Raw genomic sequence first — 20,724 nt, 5'->3', positions numbered from 1 at the left:
GGGGTAGAGCATGTACGGGGAGATGGCACAGCTCCGGGCGAAGGCCCGTGCGCTGCGCGACGATGCCGACGGGCTGCGGTCACGGGCGAGCGCGCTCGTGGCGCAGGCCGACGGGCTGTCGTCGGCGGGGAAGGCCGCCGACGCCGTGCGTCGTCGAGTCCAGGAGTCGGGCACGGAGCTCGGCAAGAAGGCGCAGCTGCTCGACGAGGCAGCAGACGCACTCGATGCGCACGCCAAGGCGGTCGACGCCGTGAAGGCACAGATCGCGGAAGCCGAACGCATCGCACGTGACCTCTGGAACCAGGCCGCGCACCTGGCGGCGAACGTCGTGAACGCCGTCAAGGACGTCGCGTCGAACGCAGTCAACGGCTTCATGCAGGTGATCGGTGCCGCGGGCTCGGGGGAGCCCGACCACGTCCGTGTCTCCGTCCACGAGCTCGGTGGTCAGCAGGTCTCCGACGGCCAGGTCGCGAGAGCAAGGTCGTTCATCGCGCAGGTGCCGTCACCGCCGCCGTCCGGGTCGAAGGACTGGATCGACGTGCGCGGCGCCGCCATCCGGAACGGCGTGGGATGACCGAGGCACCGGCGACCGACGTCATCGACTGGGACCTGACCGCCGACGAGCTACGAACCGTCCGTGAGCACCTGCCCGGGCTCGTCCTGCCGTCGTTCGTGCCCGGGGGTGCGCCGGAGCAGCAGTCCACGGGAGCGCTGGTCGAGCGCGGGGTGCTCACGCGACAGCCCGACGCTGACGCTGAGTCGTGGTCGGATGACCTCGACGCGCCGTTCCTGCTCACGCTCGCACTGCAGAACGCCGGCTCGATCGTCATCCAGGTGAGCGCCTGGGCGCCCGACACGACGTGGGCGCACTCGACCGTCATCGGGGGCGACGCTGCTTCGCACCTCACCGTGCGGAGCGCGCGACCCGGCGACGGCAGCCGTGCGCACCTGCGCGGAACGGTGCTCGACCAGGCGTGGTCGTCACTCGTCGAACTCATCCCGTCGCTCGAGGTCACCGACCCGGCCCGTGGGACGACGACGGTCAGCACGGTTGCCTCGCAAGCGTTGGTCGACGCCATCCAGCGCGGCGACGCCCGGGTGCTCGATGCCGTCGTCGACGAACTGCACGTCCCGACCGATGCGGTCGGCCTGTTCCGTGGCCTGGCCGAGCCCGTGCAGCACGGCTTCCGCGTGAAGGCCTTCACCGCTGACCGTGGCCCGGTCTTCGTCGCGGACTGGTTCGGCACCCGCCGCGGATGGCTGCGGATGAGCGTCGGACTCGACGCGGAAGCGCGTGGCTCGGAGGTCACGCCCGAACTCCTCACCGATGCCGGCACGGTCACCGTGACGGCGCAGACGGACCAGGAGATCCGCACGGATCTGCTCGGGCTCGTCGCTGGACTCATCAGGGATCGAGATGTCTGACGGGATCAAGGTCGACTACGCGGAGATCGATCGCCTGACCACGGGGATCACCGCGCTCAACGCCTTCGCTGGGCCGCTCGTACCGAAGGTCGGGGCGCTGTCGGTGGACGGGAACCTGCTCGCTTCGGCGATCCTGTCGCCGGGTACGGCGCTCGCGGCCGAGGGCGCGGTGATGAACGCTTCGGCGCAGCTCAGCGTGACGATCGTCTCCACCGAGGCGCTGGTGATCATCACGGCGTCGTTCTCGAAGGTGTACGAGGCGGCCGAGGCAGGGCTTGCTCTCACCGTCGCCGGCTTGCAGGTCGCAGCAGCTGCGACCTGGGCGACCACGACGGATGTCGCTGAGACGGTGGCGCTCGTCACCGGGACCGTCGTCTACGGCACGATCGCCCTCGGAGCGCTCGCCACCGAGGCTGTCAGGAGCGGCGTTGCACTCGACGTCCTGGGCATCGTCACGGTGTCCTTCAGCGAAGCAGCGCTCACCGCGCTGAGGACCGATGGCGACCTGACCCAGCGCACCGCGGTGTTCACCCTGGCGGCGGCTCGGTCCTTCAACAGGAACTTCTCCGCAGCTCTGCCGTGGATGAGTCCCGACATCGTCGCGATGGAGCAAGCCTGGTTGGGCGATCTCCGCACGACGAACACCTACGACGGCCTCCTCAGTACGTTGATCGGGGATGGTCGCCAGTTCGGCTTGTTCGAGGACGGTGTGCCGCGCTTCATCGACGGTGTCCTGTCCGACAGCCAAGTCGATGATCGGCGGCAGCGCGCTCTCGTCGATGGCATCCGTGAGACAGGTCAGCAGTTCACCACCGATGGGGCCGGGAACATCATCCCGACCGACGTCAGCTCGTTGCTCGCGAGTTCGGGTCAGATTGACCGGATGGGCCAAGAAGACTTCGCGAACGTCCGGGTGTTCAAGACGGTTGACGAGAACGGCGTCACTCGCTTCACAGTCCAGATCCCGAGCACACAGAGCTGGAATCCCGAGGCCGGCGACACCCCAAATGATCTGACCTCGGACGTGATTGCGATGCGTCACGGTGACCAGACCGCTCTTTCGCAGGCCGTCATCGAGGCTCTACGGAAGGCAGGGGTCAAGGACGAACCCGTGATGCTGACAGGCTTCAGCCTCGGCGGGATCACGGCTGGTGCGGTCGCCGCGGGTGACAGCGGATACAACATCCAGCAGGTGGTGACCGCTGGTTCCCCGATCGGTGCGATGGACATCCCGTCCGACGTGCACGTGACAGCCCTCGAGTCCACGGCTGATCCGATCGCGGCCTTGGACGGAACGCCGAATCCCAGAGATTGGACGACGCTTCGTGGGGATCCGCCGCTGAAGGCCAACGAACACGACGCGCCGACTGTCGCCACCGCACACGATGCGAATCGATACGCGGTCATGGCCAGCGGTGACCCCTCAGTGAATGACGACCCTGCAATCACGCAGTTTCTCGGAGGGAACGGGAAGACGACAACCGTGACGGATTACCAAGTGCAGAGGAGATCAGAGTGACAGGCGGAAGGGTGCGTACGGGCATCGTCGTCACGATGATGGCGGTCGTGGCGCTGTCTGGTTGCAGTGCACTCCGCACGGCTCCATCCAGCGCACCATCGGTTTCGCTGCAGGATCCCACGGGTGGGCAGTCGCTCGAAGAGGCGCGGAATCAGCTCTCCTCGATCGAGGGGCTGTCCGACGTCTCCATCGAAGAAGAGAAGACCGTGTCCGGGCTCAACGAACACCATGAAGTCTCGATCGCTGCGACGGTCGAGGATGCATCGGCGGCGCCCGCCTTCGTCGACCAACTCGCACAGCTCGGATGGTCCGTCAACGAAGCAGAACCCGACACGGGAGTGTTCATCCGTCTGAGGACGAGTCCGCAGCTCGCCATCGGAGATGTGGCAAAGGAACGGGGCTGGTCAGAAGCCGCCTACACGACTTCGACCGCCGAGTTGAAGCAGCTCGTCCTGCTCTCCCCGAACGAACTCAAGGAACGCTTCGGTCCTTGGCCAGGTGAAGCGCCCTGACAGCGCTTCGCTGGACAGCGCAGCAATCTTGACGAGCGAGCGCAGGAGAGCGAACGCCGGCGTGGGTCGGTGAAGTGCAACGATGCGGGACTGTTCGCCCGTGCAGCGCTCACCTCGTCCGATGCTGGCTCAACGGAGCATCGGTGAACAGTCGAGCGGGAGGGACAGGTACTCGATGCGCGCGCGGTCAAGGAGTACGAGGGCGATGATCGTTACTGCAATCGTCGTTGCCGGCGGTTTCTCGATCTCGCTGAGCGGCTGCTCTTCGTCGAGCGGTCTCAGCCCGCTCGCAGAGGGCGGATCTGTCATCGACATCGATTCAGGATCGCCGTGTTTCGCGCTGCCGGACGACTTCGATGTGCCTCGTGAGTACTGAGTTGACGAGAGCGGAGCAATCGGGCGATCTCGCTGACGAGCACCGTGGTCGACCCGCGACCCGGACGGCCAGCGGACGTTCCTCGAGGAGTACACCGCATGGCGGACGAGGTGTCCGAGCCTGGTCGATCGTTGCGGTATTGCTGTGTGGTGTGCTCGTCCTGCCGGGCTGTACGCCTGCTTCTGCTGCTCGGGGACAGACTCCTGAAGACGCGAAGGAGTACCTCCGGACGCTCCCGGGCATCGCCGCTGCTGAGGTCTCGGTCGAACAGAGCACCTCGGGGCTCGACGCGTCGAACTCGAACAGGGCATTGATCATCCTGACCCTGGAACCAGAATCCACGAACGAGACGATCGCCGATTCGGAGATCGATGCGATCGTCCAGACGGGGTGGTCGGTGCACGCGAGCAGAGAACTCGCGAACGGTGTCGGTATCGGCGTGCGCGGCGCGCCCGACTTGAGCGTGGGGAAGCTCCTGCAGCGGTCCGGTTGGGTCGAGGAAGGAGCCGCCGTCCCCGGCAGGACGTCGGCGATCGTCCCGGCGAGTCTCCTGCGGGAGCGCCTGGGCGAGTGGCCCGCTGCTGCACCGACGGCGATGCAGTGCAGGATGAGCTCGTGTGGAGGCTGATCGCGGCGGGCGTCCTGCTGTCGCTCATCCCTGCGCTCAGCGGGTGCTCGGCGTCTGGCCCGGACGCTGAAGTGGCTGCATCGCGCGAAGCGGTTGCTGCCGAGATCAACGCCCTGCCCAACGTGTCGACTGCAACGGTCGACGAGGAGAAGACCACGGACGGGCTCTCCGCGCACCACCGTATCGCCGTCGACATCTCGGCACCCGACGCGGGGCGCTCGGAGGAGGACGTCGCCGAGCTGATCGACGCGGTCCTTCCCTTGGCCTGGTCCACGCGCGGGCGCGAACCCGACGCAGGCGTCGTCCTGCGGATCAGAACGGAGCCGCAACTCGAGATCGGACGGATCGCGCAGGACTCCGGCTGGCGGGACGTCGGGTTCCCGTCGACCCCTGCGCTCGTCGAGAAGATCGGGTACCAGGCGAGCTTCGGACGCCGAACGCTCGACCAGCAGATCGGCACCTGGCCCGTCGACGCAGAAACCACACCGGGCGAGGGCTCGCAGACCAGGGGACAACCAGGGCCAGGCACACCGCAGTGATCGGGAGCATGGTCGGACCATGACGACGAACAGCCTCCCCGGTGGCACCTACGACCTCGGCGACCTCGAGGTCACCCGCTTCGGCTACGGCGCGATGCAGCTCGCCGGCCCGCACGTGTTCGGCCCGCCGGCCGACCGCGACGAGGCCGTCCGGGTGCTGCGCACCGCGGTCGAGCTCGGCATCACCCACATCGACACCGCGGACTTCTACGGACCGCACGTCACGAACGAGATCATCCGCGAAGCCCTGCACCCGTACCCGGAGCAGGTCCACATCGTCACCAAGGTCGGTTCGCGCCGGAACGACAAGGGGCAGTGGCCGCCGGCGCGGAAGCCCGAGCAGCTCGTCGAGGACGTGCACGCGAACCTCGAGCGGCTCGGTCTCGAGCAGCTCGACGTCGTGAACCTCCGTGTCGGCGGGTTCGACGCCCCGGAGTCGGGCAGCATCGCACCGCAGTTCGAGGCACTCGCCGAACTGCAGCAGCAGGGCAAGATCCGCCACCTCGGACTGTCGACCGTGACGGGCGCGCAGCTCGTCGAGGCCCTCCGGATCGCGCCCGTGGTCTGCGTGCAGAACATGTACAACGTGGCGCAGCGGGGCGACGACGACCTCGTCGACCTCACGGCGGCCGAGGGCATCGCTTACGTGCCGTACTTCCCGCTCGGCGGATTCTCGCCCATCCAGTCCGAGGCGCTCGACACCGTCGCGCAGCGGTTGGGGGAGTCGCGCCTGTCGGTCGCCCTCGCATGGCTGCTCCAGCGCTCGGACAACATCCTGCTCATCCCGGGTACGTCATCCGTGGAGCACCTGCGGCAGAACGTCGAGGGCGCGGGCATCACGCTGCCGGCGGACGCGATCCGCGAGCTGGACGCGATCGGCGCGGCCTGACCCGAGCGGCGCATGCGGGCGGAGCCGAAGCTGGAGTCGGCACGCACCGACGCCTGCACAACCGGGAGCACGTCGCACCACGGGAATCCCTGGCACGACGTGCTTCCGGTTGTGCGGGAGCACCCCGCACCCCGCACCGAGCACCCCGCACCCCGCAGCCCACACCCCGCACCTCCGTACCCCGCGCCACCGGACGGACCACGGACACGGTCTGCCGGACCCGGCCGGCGTCAGGCCACGGTCGCGAGCGCGAACGGCAGCACGGCCGACGCCCCCGCACGCCGGAGCTCCCGCCCGGCGACGGTGACCGTCCACCGGCTGTCCACCAGGTCGTCGACGAGCAGCACCGGCCCCTGGTGCGACGCCAACGCCGCAGCCAGCTCCGGGTCCACCACGAAGGTGTCCCACACCCCGGCCAGCCGGTAGGCGCTGTTCGTCGCACCGTCTCCGCGGGGCTCCCCGCCGCTCCGTCCGAGGGTCCCGAGGAACTGCAGCCGCCCGATGGAGGACAGCGCCTGCGCCAACGACCCGACGAGCTCCGGCCGCGACCGCGACGACATCGCCACGACGCCGGTCGGCCGTTCGGCCCAGGGCCAGTCCTTGAGGGCGCGGATGCACCCGTCGACCAGCTCGCGGGACACGGGTCCGTCCGGAGTGGTGGCCGAGAACAGCGCCCGGAGCGGCCCGCCCCAGCCGAGATCGGTGAGCCGGGCGACGGCGCGGCCCGGTTCGACGAGCTCGCCGGCCGGGATCCTGCCCTTCACGGGCACGCCGAGCGAGGCCATGCCGGACGGCCACTGCGCGCGCGGCGCGATCTCGACGCCGACCCGGTCGAGCGCGGCAGCCGCACCGGAGGTGTCCGACTCCGAGATCGACGTCGGGTACCAGACACCGGCACAGTTGTCGCAGCGCCCGCAGGGCTCAGCGGACGGGTCGTCCAGGTCCTGCTGCAACAGCTGCATGCGGCACGCCGAGGTGGACTCGTACGCGAGCATCGACGCGGCCTCGGCCTCGCGGGCGGCGGCGACCCGCTCGTACCGGGCGGCGTCGTACTGCCACGGCTGCCCGGTCGAGACCCAGCCGCCGGCGACACGGTGCACGGCGCCGTCGACGTCGAGCACCTTCAGCAGGAGCTCGAGTGTCGATCGCTTGATGTCGACGAGGCCCTCGAGCGCAACGGTCGACATCGCCGTGTCGGTGGAGAGCGCGCCGAGGACGGCGGAGGCGCGGGCCTCGGTCGGCATCGACGCACTCGCGAAGTACTGCCAGATCTCGCGGTCCTCGCGTCCGGGCAGGAGCAGCACGTCGGCGTTGTCGGTCGCACGCCCGGCACGACCGATCTGCTGGTAGTAGGCGACGGGCGACGAGGGAGCGCCGACGTGCACGACGAACCCGAGGTCCGGCTTGTCGAAGCCCATCCCGAGCGCACTCGTCGCGACGAGCGCCTTGAGGTCGTTGCCCTTGAGCTGCTGCTCGAGCTGCTCGCGTTCCTCGGTGTCGGTCCGCCCGGTGTAGGCGCGGACGGCGTACCCGTTCTCGCGCAGGAGTCGGGCGATGTCCTCGGCCCCGGACACGGTCAGCGTGTAGATGATGCCGCTGCCGGGCAGGTCGCCGAGGTGCGCGAGCAGCCACCCGAGGCGCTGCCGGGCGTCCGGCAGCGTCAGGACGCCGAGCCGCAGCGACGCACGCGCCAGCGAACCGCGGATCGTGAACACCGGGGCGTCGGGGCCCGCGGTGAGCTGCTCCGCGACGTCCTCGACCACGCGCTCGTTCGCGGTCGCCGTCGTCGCGAGCACGGGGACACCCTGAGGGAGGGAGCGGATGAGCTCGGCGAGCCGGCGGTAGTCGGGGCGGAAGTCGTGTCCCCAGTCGGAGATGCAGTGCGCTTCGTCGACGACGAGCATGCCCATCCGGGCGATCAGCGTCGGCAGCTGCTCGTCGCGGAAGCGCGGGTTGTTGAGCCGTTCGGGGGAGACGAGGAGCACGTCGACCTCGTCACGCGCGAGGGCCGCCTGCGTGTCCGCCCACTCGTGCGCGTTCGCCGAGTTGATCGACACCGCGCGGACGCCGGCCCGCGCGGCCGCTGCGACCTGGTCGCGCATGAGGGCGAGCAGCGGCGAGACGAGCACGGTCGGGCCGCCGCCACGTCGCCGCAGCAGCAGGGTCGCGAGGAAGTACACGGCCGACTTGCCCCACCCGGTGCGCTGCACCACGAGGGCACGCTGCCGGTGTTCGACGAGCGCCGAGATGGCCTCGAGCTGCCCGGGGTGGAAGACCGCGTCCGGTCGCCCGGTCAGGGCGGCGAGGGCCGCCTGCGCTTCCGCAGCGATCTCGGCGGACGGCGGGGCCGCAGGAGCAGGTGAGCCGACGGACGAACCGACACCGAGACCAGACATGACCCCATGCTGTCAGCACCCGCCGACGCACCGTGCCCCGGCCCTCCAGGCTGTGGACACCACGACGGGACGCGACGAGACGCGACCCCGCTACTGGTACGTGATGAGCGACGGCGTCGGCTGCACGTCGGCCATCGTCTGCTGCGGTGACAGCATCGGCGTGTCCTCGTCGTAGAAGTTCTTCCAGCCCCAGTGCACGCCTTCCGGTGCGTCCTGGTGCAGCGCCTTCCAGGTCGCCTGCTTGTCGGGCTGCGAGCCCTGCCCGTCCACGTGGATGAGGACGTCGAGCTCCGGGTGCGACGCGAGCGACGACCGGTCCTGGATCATCGAGAGCCGGAACTGGTGCAGGACGAACGCCTTCGGCGGCAGGCCCTTCGACCGCACCAGGTCGGCGAGCCACGACGAGACCTCGTTCACCTCGGACGCCGAGACGCTGCCGATCTGCTGCAGGGGCACCTGGTCGGCGGTCAGTCGCCACTCCGGGTCGAGTGCGAGCCAGACGTTCGGCTTCGCGAGCAGCGACTCGTACCGCTTCGCCTGCGACAGGAAGTCGGACCGCCCCGGCTGCAGGTCGAGGATGACCGGCATCCCGGCGTCGCTCGCCGCGTCGACGTAGGGCTCCAGCGTCGACGCCGGCAGCTCGGTCGAGTAGTCGCCGTCCGCCCCGGCGTCCCCGGCGGCGACGGTCGCGATGACCTCCATCGCAGGCGTCACCGGCTCGTCGCCGAGCCCGTCGTACTCCTTCGCCGTCCCCTCGGCGCGGCGCACGGTCGCCGCCGGGTCCTGCTCGCCCAGCACCCCGAGCACCGGCGCGCCGGGAGCGCCGTACAGCGCCACGTAGCGGTGTCCGTCGAAGGGCCGCTGCCCGCCGTGCGGCAGCTGCCAACCGCTCTCCGCCGCCCGGACCGTCCACTGCGGGTCCGGCAGGTCGCCGAACGCCGAGCCGACCAGCACGGTCGGGTGCTCCGCGCGGTCGTGGAGGGCCGACACGACGTCCGGGGCGGCAGCCGGGTCGGTCACGCCGTCCGGCATCGCGACCACACGGGCGCCGGCAGCCTCCGCCGTGGCCACGGCTGCGGCCTCCGACCGGCGGTCGGACACGACCACGGTCGCCGGACGGGAGGCATCGCTCGCCTCGGGCACGTCGCCCCGTTCCGGCGCGTCCTGCTCCGGGACGTCGGTGTCGACCGCCACGCTGCCCTCGGCCTGGTACCAGTCGGCCCCGAGCCGGCGGAGCTCGGCTGCCACCCGGTCACCGTCGTCGCCTGCGTCGGCGGACGGTGTCGACGAGGGCGTGCCGCCGTCGGACGTCAGCAGCAGTGGGACGTGCGCCGCACGCGCGGCGCTCGCCGCGTCGCGCACCGCACCCGCGTCGGAGGCCGACGCCACGACCGCACCGGGAGCCGACGCGAACAGCGCTCGGCTCGCGGCGACGGAGCGCGCCGACGGGTCCTGCTGGGCCACGACGTCCACCGAGTCGGCGGAGGACCGTGCCAGCTGCGCGACCGTCGGCGCGTCGTCGTGGGAGGTGCAGCCGGCAGCGCCGAGCAGGAGCCCGGCGACCGACAGTGCGAGCAGGGTACGGGTGGGACGAGCGCAACGCATCCGAGCCACCCTACGAGGGACCGTCACGACACCCTGTGAGCGCAACAGGTGTCGTCTCGTAGACAGGGTGCATGCCATCCGCGCCGGACGACCACCCGACGATCGGGGCGGTGGTGGCCCCCGAGGTGCACTGCGCCACCCTCAACGTCAGACGTCGGGTGCCGCACGCGCCCGGTCACGCCGACGCGTGGGAACGTCGCCGCGACGCCGTCGTCGCGCTCGTCGCCAGCGAGCAGCCGACGGTGCTGGCCGTCCAGGAGGCACTGCCCGCCCAGACCGCGGACCTCACGGCCCGTCTCGGGTCACGCTGGGAACCCGTGGTCGTCGGTCGCGGTGCGCGTGGCGGTGGCGAGGCGGTCGGCCTGTTCCTCGACCGGGAGCGCCTCGACGTCGTCGAGCGGCGCACGTGGGCGCTGTCCCGGACGCCGTCGCGCCCGGGCTCACGGTCCTGGGCGACGGCCTTCCCGCGGCACGCCGTCGGCGCCGTCGTCGCGGACCGCACCACCGGGCGGGAGTTCACCGCGATCGCGACGCACCTCGACGTCGCCTCGTCCTGGGCACGGCTGCGCGGCGCGCAGCTGCTCGGGCGCATCGTCCGCGAGCGCGGACTGCCGGCCGTCGTGATGGCCGACTGGAACTGCCCGGCCGGGTCGGCACCCTGGCGAGCACTGGCGGACGCGGGGGTCGTCGACAGCTGGGGACGAGCCTCCCGGCAGGTGGGGGAGGCCTACGGGACGTACCCGCACTACCGGGAGCCGCGTGTCGGCGGCCGGCGGATCGACGGGGTGCTCGTGACCGAGGACGCCGTCGTCGACCGGGTCGCGGTGAACGTGCGCCGACCGGGCGGTGTCTGGCCCTCCGACCACGCGGCCGTGCACGCGGTCGTGCGGTGGGCCTCGTGATGCGCTCGCTCGGGCTGACCTTCCTGCGCCGGCGGTTCCTGCCGGCCGACGTGGTGCGGGTCCTGACGCTCCTCAGCATCCCCGTGGCCACGATCGGCTGGGGGAGCACGTCGTTCGCGGTGATGTCGCTCGCGTTGTTCGGGGTGGTCCTGCCGCGGATGCTCGGACTCCGGCCCGCGTTCGACCTGGCGGTCTGCGTGCTGGTGCTCGTCGCCGGGTGGTCGAGCGCGCTCGAGTGGTACACGTCGGTGTTCCTCTGGGACAAGCTGATCCACGTCGTCCTGACCGGACTGCTCGCGGCGCTGCTCGCGGTGATCGCCGCAGACCTCCGGCTCGTGCCGCACGCCCCGGACGCCGGACGCGTGACCGTGTCGCTCCTGGTGTTCACCCTCGGGCTCGCGATCGGGTCCGTGTGGGAGATGTGCGAATGGCTCGGGCACAACTTCGTCGACTCGGCGATCTACGTCGGGTACGACGACACGATCGGCGACCTGGCCGCGGACGGGCTCGGCGGGCTGCTGGTCGGGCTCGCGCTGCCGTGGCTGGCGGCCGAGCGGGACGTGGTGCAGCAGCCAGCGCGCTCGCCGCAGGGCTGACGGCCCGGCCCGACCGATCGCTCCCGTGGAGGCGGCGACGCGCCGTGGCACGAGCAGGGTCCGGCGTCCGCTATGCTTGACGGGCTGCTCGCGCTCCGGTCGGACGCGGGCGGTGGAACGCCGGAGACGGAGTTCCGAGCCTCTCGGGGCTCAGAGCTCGTGAGAGCTCACGGGCTGTGGCGCAGCTTGGTAGCGCACTTGACTGGGGGTCAAGGGGTCGCAGGTTCAAATCCTGTCAGCCCGACCGAAACCGATGAAGCCCCCGGCGAGACACGTTCTCGCCGGGGGCTTCTCCGCGTTCCGCACGGGGGAGCGGTGCCAGCCGCTCTTGCGCCGCCGCTGCTCGGCCTCCTAGCGTCGACCGGGATGGACGACGACGATCTGCTCACCGCCCTCGTGCCGTGGGCGCCGGAGCACCTGGCCCGCTGGAACGAGCACTGGCGATCGGACCTGCTGCGGACGGTCGGACCCGACCTCGCACTGGTGGGGGACACCTCGTGGGGAGCGGCGGTCCGCGACGCCGTCGGACTCGCCGTCCCGGACCCGCTCGACTGGGCGAACCGGGTCGTCGAGCTGCCCTCCGGCGGATGGGCCCTCACCGGGATCCGCTTCCGCGGCCGCGACGTGTCGAAGCCGTTCGTCGACGTGATCGCGACCAGCGTGCGCCCCGACGCAGCCGGTCTGGCGGAGCTCGGCTCCGTGCTCGAGGACTTCCGTGCCTTCTCGCCGCTCTGCTTCCGCGTCCGACTCCCCGGGGACCTCCTGCGCGTCCGCGCTCTGGCCGGACACGGGTCCTCGGTGGCACCCGACCAACTCGTGGTCGCGGGGCCGGTGTCGGTGATCGCCGGTCGTGAGCAGACGCCGGGAGCCTCCGCGGTCGGACTCGTCCCGACCACGCCCGAGGCTGCGGCGCCGAGGGTCGCCGCGATCTACGAGACCGTCCGTCGCGTCACGCCCGACCTGGACGAGTGGGCGGCGCCCGCCGACGAGGACGGGCTCGGCGACGCCGACGAACAGGGACTGCTGTTCGAGGTCGTGGTCGACGGACGGGCCGCCGGTGTCGTCGCCGCCGCTCGGGACGACGCGTACGGGTTCACCGGGTTCGTCGTCGAGGAGATCGCGCTCGACGACGACCACCGCGGACAGGGACTCGGGCCGGCGGTCCTCCGGGCCTTGGCGCGGCGGCTCCCCGCGACGGAGGCCGACGTGCTCTGGGGACACGTCCACGCCGACAACACCCCCTCGTTGCGTAGCGCCCTCGCCAGCGGTCGGGCGGTCTGCGCCACGTTGGCCTGGGTGACGCCGGACGGCTGGCCCGGGATGCCGGGGTCGCGGCCCGTCAGGTGACCGAGGACCGACCCTGTTCGCTGGAGCCGCTGGCCGTCGCTGCTCACGCGGGACGAAGGGCGACAGGACAGGCGAAGACCGCTGCGTCACGCTCCCGCCATGTTCTGGCACGCGCGCTGCGGGACGCCTGGAACGGCTGATAGACGACCGACGGCACCGCCGCGACGACCCGTCCCCGGCGTGACGCCGGTCTCCGCCGCGCAGGCGCTACTGTCAGCACGTGGGGACCAGGGGCATCTACGTCGAGACCGTCATCGATGCGGACCTCGACCGCGTGTGGGCCGCGACGCAGGACCCCGAGCAGCACGTGCGCTGGGACGTCCGGTTCTCGGAGATCGTGCCCGCGGGCGCGGAGGACGGGGCACCGACGCACTTCCGCTACGTCCGACGCTCGCCGCTGCACGACGTGCACGGCACCGGCGTGAGCATCGGGGAACGCCGCCGCCCGGACGGATCGCGCACGTCGGCGCTGCGCTTCGGGACCGCCGACCGCCTCTCGCCGATCCGCACGGGCCGGGGCTACTGGCGCTACGTCCCGACCGACGACGGGCGCACGCGGTTCGTCACCGGCTACGACTACGACGGCGGATGGGGGCCGCTGGACCTGGTCGTCCGGCCGCTCCTCGGCTGGGCGACCGCGTGGAGCTTCGACCGCCTCCGGATCTGGCTCGAGGGCGGACCCGCACCGGAGGCGTGGCCGCTCACATCGGTCCTGCAGCCCTGGCGCCGGGACCGGCCACGAGCCTCCAGGACGCTGCGGGCACCCGCAGGCAGCGCCCGACGCACCGACCACCTGCACGACGCGCCGGCGACGCTGGCGACGCTGCCCGACCCGAGGGACGACCGATGACGTCCGTGTTCGAGGAGGCGCTCGGCGCCGACTTCCAGCGACTCCACCCGATGATGCGACGACGCTTCGGAGTCGGCCTCGACGCCGGCGAGGCCTGCACCGGACGTGGCGTCATGTCGTCGATCCGACGCGGCCCGTGGTGGACCGTCCCCTTCCTGCAGATCGGACGGCTCCGGAACATCCTGGTCCCCGACGTGGGGGAGGACGTGCCGTTCACGATCGAGAACCACCCGTACCGCGACGAGCTCGGCCGCGAGACGGTGACGTTCGTGCGGACGTACGAGACCAGGCCCGGTCGCACGGCGCGCTTCGACGCGACGATGGTGCTCGTCGACGGCAGGGTGCTCGACTACCTCGGCACGCACCAGCACCTGGCGGTCGACCTCGACCTGGCGGTGGACGAGCGGGGCGGGCTCGTACTGACGTCCGACGCACAGCGGTTCCACGAGGGGCCGGTCTCGTTCCGGTTCCCGATGCTCCTGAGCGGTCGCGCCACCCTGCACGAGTGGTGGTCGGAGGACGACCAGGCGTTCCACGTCGACCTCGAGGTGCACAACCGCGTGTTCGGCTTCCTGTTCGGGTACCGCGGGACGTTCACGTGCGAGTGGACCCCCGCCACCGACGCGCCGGACCGGTTGAAGCCGGTCCGCACCGAAGCGCGGACCTGAGACGGCCGGGCGTCAGTCCGTCGCCGCTCGGCCGGAACGGACCGCCAGCACGACCTGGACGATCGCGATCGCGACGACCACGACGGCGACCGCACCGGCGGCCCACGACCCGGCGACCCCGAGCACGGGTCCGCTCGTGCACCGGCTCGTGCCCGCACCCGGCGCCGCATCGGCGCACGAGCTCACCCGCGTGACGGCGAGGAGCAGTGCCGGCACGGCCGTGACGAGTGCCAGCACGACCCACGCGATCGCTCGGTCCACAGCGTGCTCCGTCCGCTCCCGTGGTCAGGTGCGACCAGGCTCGCACGCACCGGGGTGACGGGCCGTCTCGATCCCGCAACGATGGTCGCCGAGCGTGGGCGCCCGGCGGACCGCCACCGGCCGCCGGACGGGAGGCGCGTGGCGGCGTCGTCCCGCGCCTCCCGTCCGCCACGGGTTGCGTTTCCCGGACGTGCGCGCGCCGTCCAGGCGTTCTCCCGGTTCCGTGACCTACTGTCGCCGGAAGCGCGGATGCGTGAACTCTCCGGATCGGTCGAAGGATCGCTCACCACAGAAGGTCGGTCCTCGATGACGACCACCCCGCTCGCCCCCGGTTACACCCGGACCCGACCCGGTCCGGGCAGCCGCAACGGTACGTCCACCTACTCCGCGCTCCTGGCGCAGGTGAAGGAGAACGGCCTGCTCCGTCGGCGCACCGGTTTCTACTGGTCCCTGTTCGGCAGCCTGGTCGCAGGTCTCGCGCTGGCCTGGGTGGCGTTCGCGTTCCTCGGTGACTCGTGGTTCCAGCTGATCGTCGCGGGAGCGCTCGGGGTCATCTTCACGCAGTTCGCGTTCCTGTCGCACGAGGCCGCGCACCGTCAGGTGTTCGCGTCGCAGAAGTGGAACGACCACGCGGGCCGGTGGCTCGGCACGTTCATGGTCGGCCTGAGCTACTCGTGGTGGATGAACAAGCACACCCGCCACCACGGCAACCCGAACACCGTCGGGAAGGACCCCGACATCGCGCCCGACGGCATCCGCTTCCTGCCCGAGGACGCCGCCGAGGCGAAGGGCCCGCTGATGCGGACCTTCCTGCGCTTCCAGGGCTGGCTGTTCTTCCCGCTGCTCACGCTCGAGGGGCTGAACCTGCACCGCTACGCCGTGACGTCGATCGTGACGGGCACCGGGTCGAAGGCCGACGCACGGCACCGTTGGCTCGAGGGCAGCATGCTCGTCGCCCGGTTCGGCATCTACCTGACGGTCGTGTTCTGGTTCCTGCCGTTCGGCATGGCGTGCGCGTTCCTCGGTGTGCAGCTCGCCGTGTTCGGCGTGATGATGGGCGCCTCGTTCGCCCCGAACCACAAGGGCATGCCGACCATCGCGCACGGCGCCAAGGTCGACTTCTTCTCCCGACAGGTCCGGACCTCGCGGAACATCCGCGGTGGCTGGTGGGTGTCGTTCCTGATGGGTGGCCTGAACTACCAGGTCGAGCACCACCTGTTCCCGTCGATGCCGCGACCGGCGCTGAAGCAGGCCCGCCTGCTGGTCCGCGACCACTGCGAGACGCTCGACGTGCCGTACACCGAGACGACGCTGCTGCGGTCGTACGGCATCGTCGTCCGCTACCTGAACCGGGTCGGTCTCGCCGCACGCGACCCATTCGCCTGCCCGATGGTCGCCGAGCTCCGCATCCACTGACGCGGTCCTCCGCGCCGGCGGGCTGCGGGACCTCGCAGGTCTGCGCGGGTTGCCGCACAGCCACCATTGCGGAGCGCACCCCCGGGGTACCGTCGGGCGACCACAGTCCGCGCGCACGGTGAAGGGGGTCTCGTGACCACGGCGACCGACACGACGGCGACGACCGACAGGACGACGACGCGGCAGCCGACGGTGGACCCCGGAGCGGCGGCGCCGCCGCACGCGGGGACGGAGCCGTCCGTCCTCGACGGTCTGGCCGTCGTCGCCGACCGCGACCCGCATGCCCTCGCCCTGGTCGACGAGCACGGCGAGACCACCCACGGTGCCCTCGACCGCACCGCCCGCGCCCTCGGCCTGCTCCTGGACGCACAGCTCACCCCCGACGACCACACCGGCCGCGGGGTCGACGTCGAGCAGGGCCGTGCACCCGTCCCCGTCGGCGCGATGGTCGCGCACGGTGCCGGGTCGGTCGTCGCCCTCCTCGGACTCCTGCACGCGGGCCGTGTCGTCGTCGCGCTCGACCCGTCCCTCCCCGGGGCCCGGCTGCAGCACGTGGTGGCGCTCGCCGGCATCGTGGACGTCGTCGCGGACGCGGAGCACGCCGACCGCGCCGCGGCCCTCGTCCCCGAGCAGGGCCGGGTGCTGTCGCTCGAGGACCTGCTCGGAGTCGCTCGGACCGCCGCCGCGACCGAGGGCGACCTCGCCGTCGTCCCGGGAGCCCGGGAACGCGGTGGTCGCGACCCGGCGGTCGTCGTCTTCACGTCGGGGTCGACCGGGGTGCCGAAGGGCGTCACGATGACCCACCGGCAGCTCGTCGTCGACAGCGTCGCCCAACGGGAGGCCTTCCGGCTCGTCCCGACGGACCGCGTGGCCTCGGTGCTCCCGCACGGGTTCGCCGCCGGGCTGACGCTCGTGCTGTCGGCCCTGCACGCCGGTGCCTCCGTGCACGTCGCCGATCCGCGTCGCACCGGCGTCGACCGCCTCGTCACCTGGGTCCGCGACGCACGCCTGACGACACTGCACACCACCCCGCACCTGCTGCGGTCGATCACCGGCGCCCTCGACCCCTCCGACGACCGGTTGCGTGCGCTCCGCGTCGTCGCCACCCTCGGCGAGGCGGTGACGGGCACGGACGTCACGGCGCTGCGGCCGCTGCTCGGCCCCGGCGCGTCGTTCTGCAACCAGACCGGGTCGAGCGAGACCGCCGTGTACGCCGTGCACGAGATCCGCGCGGGGGACCCGGTGCCCGAGCGCAGCGTGCCCGCCGGCAGGATCGTCACGGGCAAGCGCATCGAGGTCCGCCGACCCGACGGCTCCGTGGCCGACGTCGGCGAGAGCGGTGCGGTCGTCTGCGTCTCCGACGCCATGACGAGCGGGTACTGGGGCGCGCCGGACGCGACCGCAGACCGGGCGGGCACCGCCGCGGACGGCACGCCGACGTGGACGGTCGGTGACCTCGGACGCTTCGACGACCAGGGCCGGCTCACCCTGCTCGGCCGCGCCGACGACGCGGCGAAGGTGCGCGGGCACCTGGTCGAGCCGAGCGAGGTCGAGGCGGCGCTCCGCACCGTCGACGCGGTGCAGGAAGCGGCGGTCGTCGCGGTGCAGGCCCCACCCGCGCCGACCCGGCTCGTCGCCTACGTCGTGAGCCGCCCGGGTCGCCGCTCGCCGTCACCGGCCGCGATCCGCAGGGCCCTCCGCGACCTGCTGCCCGACCACATGGTGCCGACCACGATCGTCCCGGTGACGACGCTGCCCCGGAACGAGCGCGGCAAGGTCGACCGGACCCGCCTGCCCGAGGCACCCGCGCTCAGCACCACGGTGGGCGGAGACGGCGCGGCGTTCGGCGAGGACACCTACGACCAGTGGCAGCTCGCGGTCGGGCAGATCTGGGCCGAGGTGCTCGGGCTGCCCGCCGTCGGGCCGCTCGAGCTGCCGGCGGTCGGGCTCGACAACGACTTCTCCGCACTCGGTGGCGACTCGCTCTCGGCGGAGGAGATGCTCGCCGCCGTCTCCGACCGGCTCGGCGTAGACGTCCCCTCGTCGGAACTCCTCCGGCACCCGACGCTGCGCAGCTTCACCGCGCGGATCCGCCTCGGCGCCGCCGCGGTCCCCGGTCACCCGGACGTCGTGACGCTGACGGCGCGTGAAGCGGGCGACGCCGACCCCCTGTTCTGCGTCGCGGGTGCCGGAGCCCTGGCACTGACGTTCGTCCCGCTCGCCCGTCACCTGGGTGACCGTCCGGTGTTCGCCTTCCAGCAGCACGGTCTGGAGCGGCGCTCGGTGCCGGACTGGAGCATCCCGGCCATGGCCCGCCGCTACATCGAGCTCCTGCGGGTCGTACAGCCCTCCGGCCCGTACACCCTCGTCGGGCACTCGTTCGGCGGCCTCGTCGCCCTGGAGATGGCCTCGGTGCTCGCCGGTGCCGGTCACGAGGTCGCCCGGGTCGTCCTGCTCGACACCCACCTGCCCGAGCAGGCCTCCGAGCGGGCCGACACCGTCGAGTTCGGGCAGCTCGACCTCGGCCGGCCGGCAGCGCGTCCGGTGCCCGGCGTGCTCCGGCGGCTCGCCGTGCGCACGAGTGCGCTCCGCAGTCGCTCCGCCACCCCGTTCGCGCGCATCGGCCGCCGGGCTCGGGGCGTCGGCGCCGGGGTGGTCCGCTGGCAGGGCCAGCGCCACTTCCGGGCCTTCTTCGACCAGGCGCTCCTCGTGTCCCGCCGGTGGGAGCCGCGCCCGTACGCGGGCCCCGTCACGCTCGTCGTCGCCGACGGCAACGACTCCGGTCCGGCCCGGTGGGCGCGGTACCTCCGGGGACCGGTGGACGCGGTGCGCGTGCACGCCGAGCACAGCTCGGTGCTGCGGGAACCACACGTCGCCGAGGTGGCGGCGCTCGTCGCCCGGCAGAGCGGGACGCCCTGAGCGAGCGCGGACGGACGGACGGGAGGCGCGGCACCGGACCGGTGTCGCGCCTCCCGTCCGTCGTCGACGTGCGTCTTCCGACCGGAGCGCACCGACACTGTCCGGTTGCGCACCACAACGAGCACTCCGGTGGCAGATCGGGGTACAGGAACGGCCCTCGAAGTCCGTTTCCTGGGGAAATGCCCGACACGGAACGGGGGACGTGACGAATCTCGGTGTCAGCCCGTCTCATCCGTGAACAGCAACCGCTGGGAACGAGTCCCGGCGGGTCCTCGAAGGGAGACACCAATGGCTGACACCACCACCACCTCGACCACTCCGGCGACCGCTTCGGCGGCGTCGCGCTCGGCCGGCCAGAACGGTTCGGGTACTGCGGGCAAGACCACGATCGACGACACCGTCGTGTCGAAGGTCGCCGGCATCGCCGCTCGTGAGGTCAACGGTGTGCACTCGCTGGGCGGCGGCGCTGCCCGTGCGATCGGCGCGATCCGTGACGCGATCGGGCAGCGTGACCACGGTCAGGGCGTCAAGGTCGAGGTCGGCGAGAAGCAGGTCGCCGCGGACGTCGTGATCGTCGCGGAGTACCCGGTGTCGCTGCAGCAGGTCGCTGACGGTGTCCGTTCGTCGGTCGCCCGTGCCCTGGAGCAGATCGTCGGCATGGAGGTCGCCGAGGTGAACGTGACCGTCCAGGACGTCTACATCCCGGGTGATGACGACGACAACGACGACAAGAAGGAGTCCCGCGTTGAGTAACACACTCGTCGGCGCGCTGATCGGCGCCATCCTCGCCGTCGTGGCACTGCAGTTCGGGTTCTGGGGCTTCGTCCTGGTGATCGTGTTCGGTCTGGTCGGTGCCCTCGTGGCCGCCATCACGACCGGGAAGATCGACCGCGGCGCCCTGACCGACGTGCTGACCGGACGCCGGAGCTCCCGGTGAGCGCCGGCCCGGTAGGAGTCGACGCGACTGCCGTCCCGGGCCGCGTCGAGATCACCGCACGAGCGCTCACGGCGCTGGCGCGGGCAGCCGCAGCCGAACAGCTCGGCGTGCCCGCGAAGCGTCTGCGCGTGGGACTCGACGACGACCGGGGGTCCATCGTCCTCGACGTCACGGGTCCCGTGCGCGAACAAGCCGACATCGTCGCCGCGGCCGCTGCCGCCGCTGACGCGGTGGGTAGAAGGGTGGGCGAGTTGGCGGGCCGTCACGTGGGTCGGACCCACATCGAACTGACCGGGATCGTGCGTGAGCACGAGGGCCGGGTCCGGTAGGAGACAGAGCACATGAGCACCGAACAGCTCGAGAAGCGGCTGCGTCGTCGCAGCATCCACCGGTCCCGGTCCACCGCGGTCGCGATCACCCTGGTCGTCGTCGCACTGGTCGCGGCGTGGATCGGCACCGAAGCGGTCCTGAAGGCCATCGGGCAGCAGCCGCTGCTGGCGGACCCGCAGACCGTGGTCGACACCGCCCTCACGCCCGACGCCGCGTTCACCACCATCATCGAGGTCATCGCCGCCGCCCTGGTGATCCTCGGCATCGTCCTGGTCGTGCTGGCCCTCAAGCCCGGCCGGCAGCCCCGCTCCGGGATCGACCGTGACCGCGGCGCGGTCGTGATCGACACCCGCATCCTGGCCTCCACCGCCGCGAACGCCGCCGCCCACGCAGCAGGCGTCCCGGAGACCAACACGACCGCGTCCGCGCGTGGGCACCGCACCCAGGTGCACGTGGTGCCCCTGTCCGGCATCCCCGTCGACGCCAGCGCCGTCGAGCACGCCGTCGGGGACCGGCTCGGTCGCCTCGGCGGCAAGCACGGCTCGTCGGTGCAGGTCACCGTGGAACAGAAGGGAACCCTGGCATGACCACCACCAACCGCGGCTTCAA

General features: G+C 71.7%; 22 protein-coding genes and 1 tRNA gene. 19 read left to right on the top strand and 4 right to left on the bottom strand.

Annotated elements, in window-relative coordinates:
- The first annotated feature begins 22 nt into the window (after window positions 1-22).
- The 4 genes from M3677_RS13940 to M3677_RS13925 are packed head-to-tail and all read left to right on the top strand — an operon-like array spanning window position 23 to window position 3,456.
- Entirely contained in the window at window positions 23-574 is a 552-nt protein-coding gene (locus M3677_RS13940) for a hypothetical protein (protein WP_251160844.1), read from the top strand.
- Window positions 571-1,425 carry a hypothetical protein gene (locus tag M3677_RS13935; RefSeq protein ID WP_251160843.1) on the top strand — a complete coding sequence of 285 codons (855 nt, stop codon included), beginning with the start codon at window positions 571-573 and terminating at the stop codon, window positions 1,423-1,425. Before M3677_RS13940 ends, M3677_RS13935 begins: the two co-directional genes overlap by 4 nt.
- Window positions 1,418-2,944 carry a hypothetical protein gene (locus M3677_RS13930; protein WP_251160842.1) on the top strand — a complete coding sequence of 509 codons (1,527 nt, stop codon included), beginning with the start codon at window positions 1,418-1,420 and terminating at the stop codon, window positions 2,942-2,944. The genes M3677_RS13935 and M3677_RS13930 overlap by 8 nt, the downstream gene beginning before the upstream one ends.
- An 11-nt stretch (window positions 2,945-2,955) precedes the next feature.
- A complete protein-coding gene (locus M3677_RS13925; protein ID WP_066653364.1) occupies window positions 2,956-3,456 on the top strand; it encodes a hypothetical protein in 501 nt (166 codons plus the stop codon).
- Between the two features lie 129 nt (window positions 3,457-3,585).
- Here M3677_RS13925 and M3677_RS13920 read toward each other — a convergent pair whose 3' ends face one another.
- Window positions 3,586-3,771 carry a hypothetical protein gene (locus tag M3677_RS13920; RefSeq protein ID WP_066653367.1) on the bottom strand — a complete coding sequence of 62 codons (186 nt, stop codon included), beginning with the start codon at window positions 3,769-3,771 and terminating at the stop codon, window positions 3,586-3,588.
- A gap of 212 nt (window positions 3,772-3,983) precedes the next feature.
- On the opposite strand from M3677_RS13920, the gene M3677_RS13915 reads away from it, so the two are divergent.
- Genes M3677_RS13915 through M3677_RS13905 form a run of 3 tightly spaced genes read left to right on the top strand, consistent with a single transcriptional unit; the run spans window position 3,984 to window position 5,888 of the window.
- Window positions 3,984-4,460 (top strand): hypothetical protein, encoded by a 477-nt coding sequence (locus tag M3677_RS13915; RefSeq protein WP_251160841.1) that lies wholly within the window; start codon window positions 3,984-3,986, stop codon window positions 4,458-4,460.
- Window positions 4,448-4,999 (top strand): hypothetical protein, encoded by a 552-nt coding sequence (locus M3677_RS13910; RefSeq protein ID WP_251160840.1) that lies wholly within the window; start codon window positions 4,448-4,450, stop codon window positions 4,997-4,999. Before M3677_RS13915 ends, M3677_RS13910 begins: the two co-directional genes overlap by 13 nt.
- A 19-nt stretch (window positions 5,000-5,018) precedes the next feature.
- Entirely contained in the window at window positions 5,019-5,888 is an 870-nt protein-coding gene (locus M3677_RS13905; RefSeq protein WP_066653379.1) for an oxidoreductase, read from the top strand.
- A gap of 230 nt (window positions 5,889-6,118) precedes the next feature.
- Here M3677_RS13905 and M3677_RS13900 read toward each other — a convergent pair whose 3' ends face one another.
- The gene (locus M3677_RS13900; protein WP_251160839.1) at window positions 6,119-8,284 is read right to left on the bottom strand and encodes an ATP-dependent DNA helicase RecQ; all 2,166 of its coding nucleotides are present in this window, start codon (window positions 8,282-8,284) and stop codon (window positions 6,119-6,121) included.
- A 90-nt stretch (window positions 8,285-8,374) separates the two neighbouring features.
- Window positions 8,375-9,889, bottom strand: a complete 1,515-nt coding sequence (locus M3677_RS13895; RefSeq protein WP_251160838.1) for a hypothetical protein — start codon at window positions 9,887-9,889, stop codon at window positions 8,375-8,377.
- A gap of 71 nt (window positions 9,890-9,960) precedes the next feature.
- Between M3677_RS13895 and M3677_RS13890 the strand changes: the two genes are divergently transcribed.
- The 6 genes from M3677_RS13890 (at window position 9,961) to M3677_RS13865 (ending at window position 14,252) form a co-directional block, all read left to right on the top strand.
- Entirely contained in the window at window positions 9,961-10,791 is an 831-nt protein-coding gene (locus tag M3677_RS13890; protein WP_251160837.1) for an endonuclease/exonuclease/phosphatase family protein, read from the top strand.
- A complete protein-coding gene (locus M3677_RS13885) occupies window positions 10,788-11,387 on the top strand; it encodes a hypothetical protein (protein ID WP_251160836.1) in 600 nt (199 codons plus the stop codon). The genes M3677_RS13890 and M3677_RS13885 overlap by 4 nt, the downstream gene beginning before the upstream one ends.
- A 170-nt stretch (window positions 11,388-11,557) precedes the next feature.
- A tRNA-Pro gene (locus M3677_RS13880) sits at window positions 11,558-11,631 on the top strand.
- 122 nt (window positions 11,632-11,753) lie between these two features.
- Window positions 11,754-12,734 (top strand): GNAT family N-acetyltransferase, encoded by a 981-nt coding sequence (locus tag M3677_RS13875; protein WP_251160835.1) that lies wholly within the window; start codon window positions 11,754-11,756, stop codon window positions 12,732-12,734.
- A gap of 220 nt (window positions 12,735-12,954) precedes the next feature.
- The gene (locus tag M3677_RS13870) at window positions 12,955-13,584 is read left to right on the top strand and encodes an SRPBCC family protein (RefSeq protein ID WP_251160834.1); all 630 of its coding nucleotides are present in this window, start codon (window positions 12,955-12,957) and stop codon (window positions 13,582-13,584) included.
- Entirely contained in the window at window positions 13,581-14,252 is a 672-nt protein-coding gene (locus M3677_RS13865) for a DUF4166 domain-containing protein (RefSeq protein WP_251160833.1), read from the top strand. Before M3677_RS13870 ends, M3677_RS13865 begins: the two co-directional genes overlap by 4 nt.
- 12 nt (window positions 14,253-14,264) lie before the next feature.
- Here the strand turns inward: M3677_RS13865 and M3677_RS13860 are convergent, their stop codons facing one another.
- Window positions 14,265-14,513 carry a hypothetical protein gene (locus tag M3677_RS13860; protein WP_251160832.1) on the bottom strand — a complete coding sequence of 83 codons (249 nt, stop codon included), beginning with the start codon at window positions 14,511-14,513 and terminating at the stop codon, window positions 14,265-14,267.
- A gap of 306 nt (window positions 14,514-14,819) precedes the next feature.
- On the opposite strand from M3677_RS13860, the gene M3677_RS13855 reads away from it, so the two are divergent.
- The 6 genes from M3677_RS13855 (at window position 14,820) to M3677_RS13830 (ending at window position 20,702) form a co-directional block, all read left to right on the top strand.
- Window positions 14,820-15,929, top strand: a complete 1,110-nt coding sequence (locus M3677_RS13855) for an acyl-CoA desaturase (protein WP_066653401.1) — start codon at window positions 14,820-14,822, stop codon at window positions 15,927-15,929.
- A 132-nt stretch (window positions 15,930-16,061) separates the two neighbouring features.
- Window positions 16,062-18,848: a non-ribosomal peptide synthetase gene (locus M3677_RS13850; RefSeq protein ID WP_251160831.1), complete on the top strand. Its 2,787-nt coding sequence runs from the start codon at window positions 16,062-16,064 to the stop codon at window positions 18,846-18,848.
- A gap of 288 nt (window positions 18,849-19,136) precedes the next feature.
- On the top strand, window positions 19,137-19,601 hold the full coding sequence (locus M3677_RS13845) for an Asp23/Gls24 family envelope stress response protein (RefSeq protein ID WP_251160830.1): 465 nt from the start codon (window positions 19,137-19,139) through the stop codon (window positions 19,599-19,601).
- Window positions 19,594-19,785, top strand: a complete 192-nt coding sequence (locus M3677_RS13840) for a DUF2273 domain-containing protein (protein WP_066656066.1) — start codon at window positions 19,594-19,596, stop codon at window positions 19,783-19,785. The genes M3677_RS13845 and M3677_RS13840 overlap by 8 nt, the downstream gene beginning before the upstream one ends.
- Entirely contained in the window at window positions 19,782-20,114 is a 333-nt protein-coding gene (locus M3677_RS13835; RefSeq protein ID WP_251160829.1) for a hypothetical protein, read from the top strand. Before M3677_RS13840 ends, M3677_RS13835 begins: the two co-directional genes overlap by 4 nt.
- A 12-nt stretch (window positions 20,115-20,126) precedes the next feature.
- Window positions 20,127-20,702 (top strand): DUF6286 domain-containing protein, encoded by a 576-nt coding sequence (locus M3677_RS13830; RefSeq protein WP_251160828.1) that lies wholly within the window; start codon window positions 20,127-20,129, stop codon window positions 20,700-20,702.
- Window positions 20,703-20,724 lie beyond the last annotated feature (22 nt).

The organism is Curtobacterium sp. P97 (assembly GCF_023712445.1).
Taxonomy (GTDB): domain Bacteria; phylum Actinomycetota; class Actinomycetes; order Actinomycetales; family Microbacteriaceae; genus Curtobacterium.
This window is presented reverse-complemented; position numbering and strand designations above follow the sequence as displayed.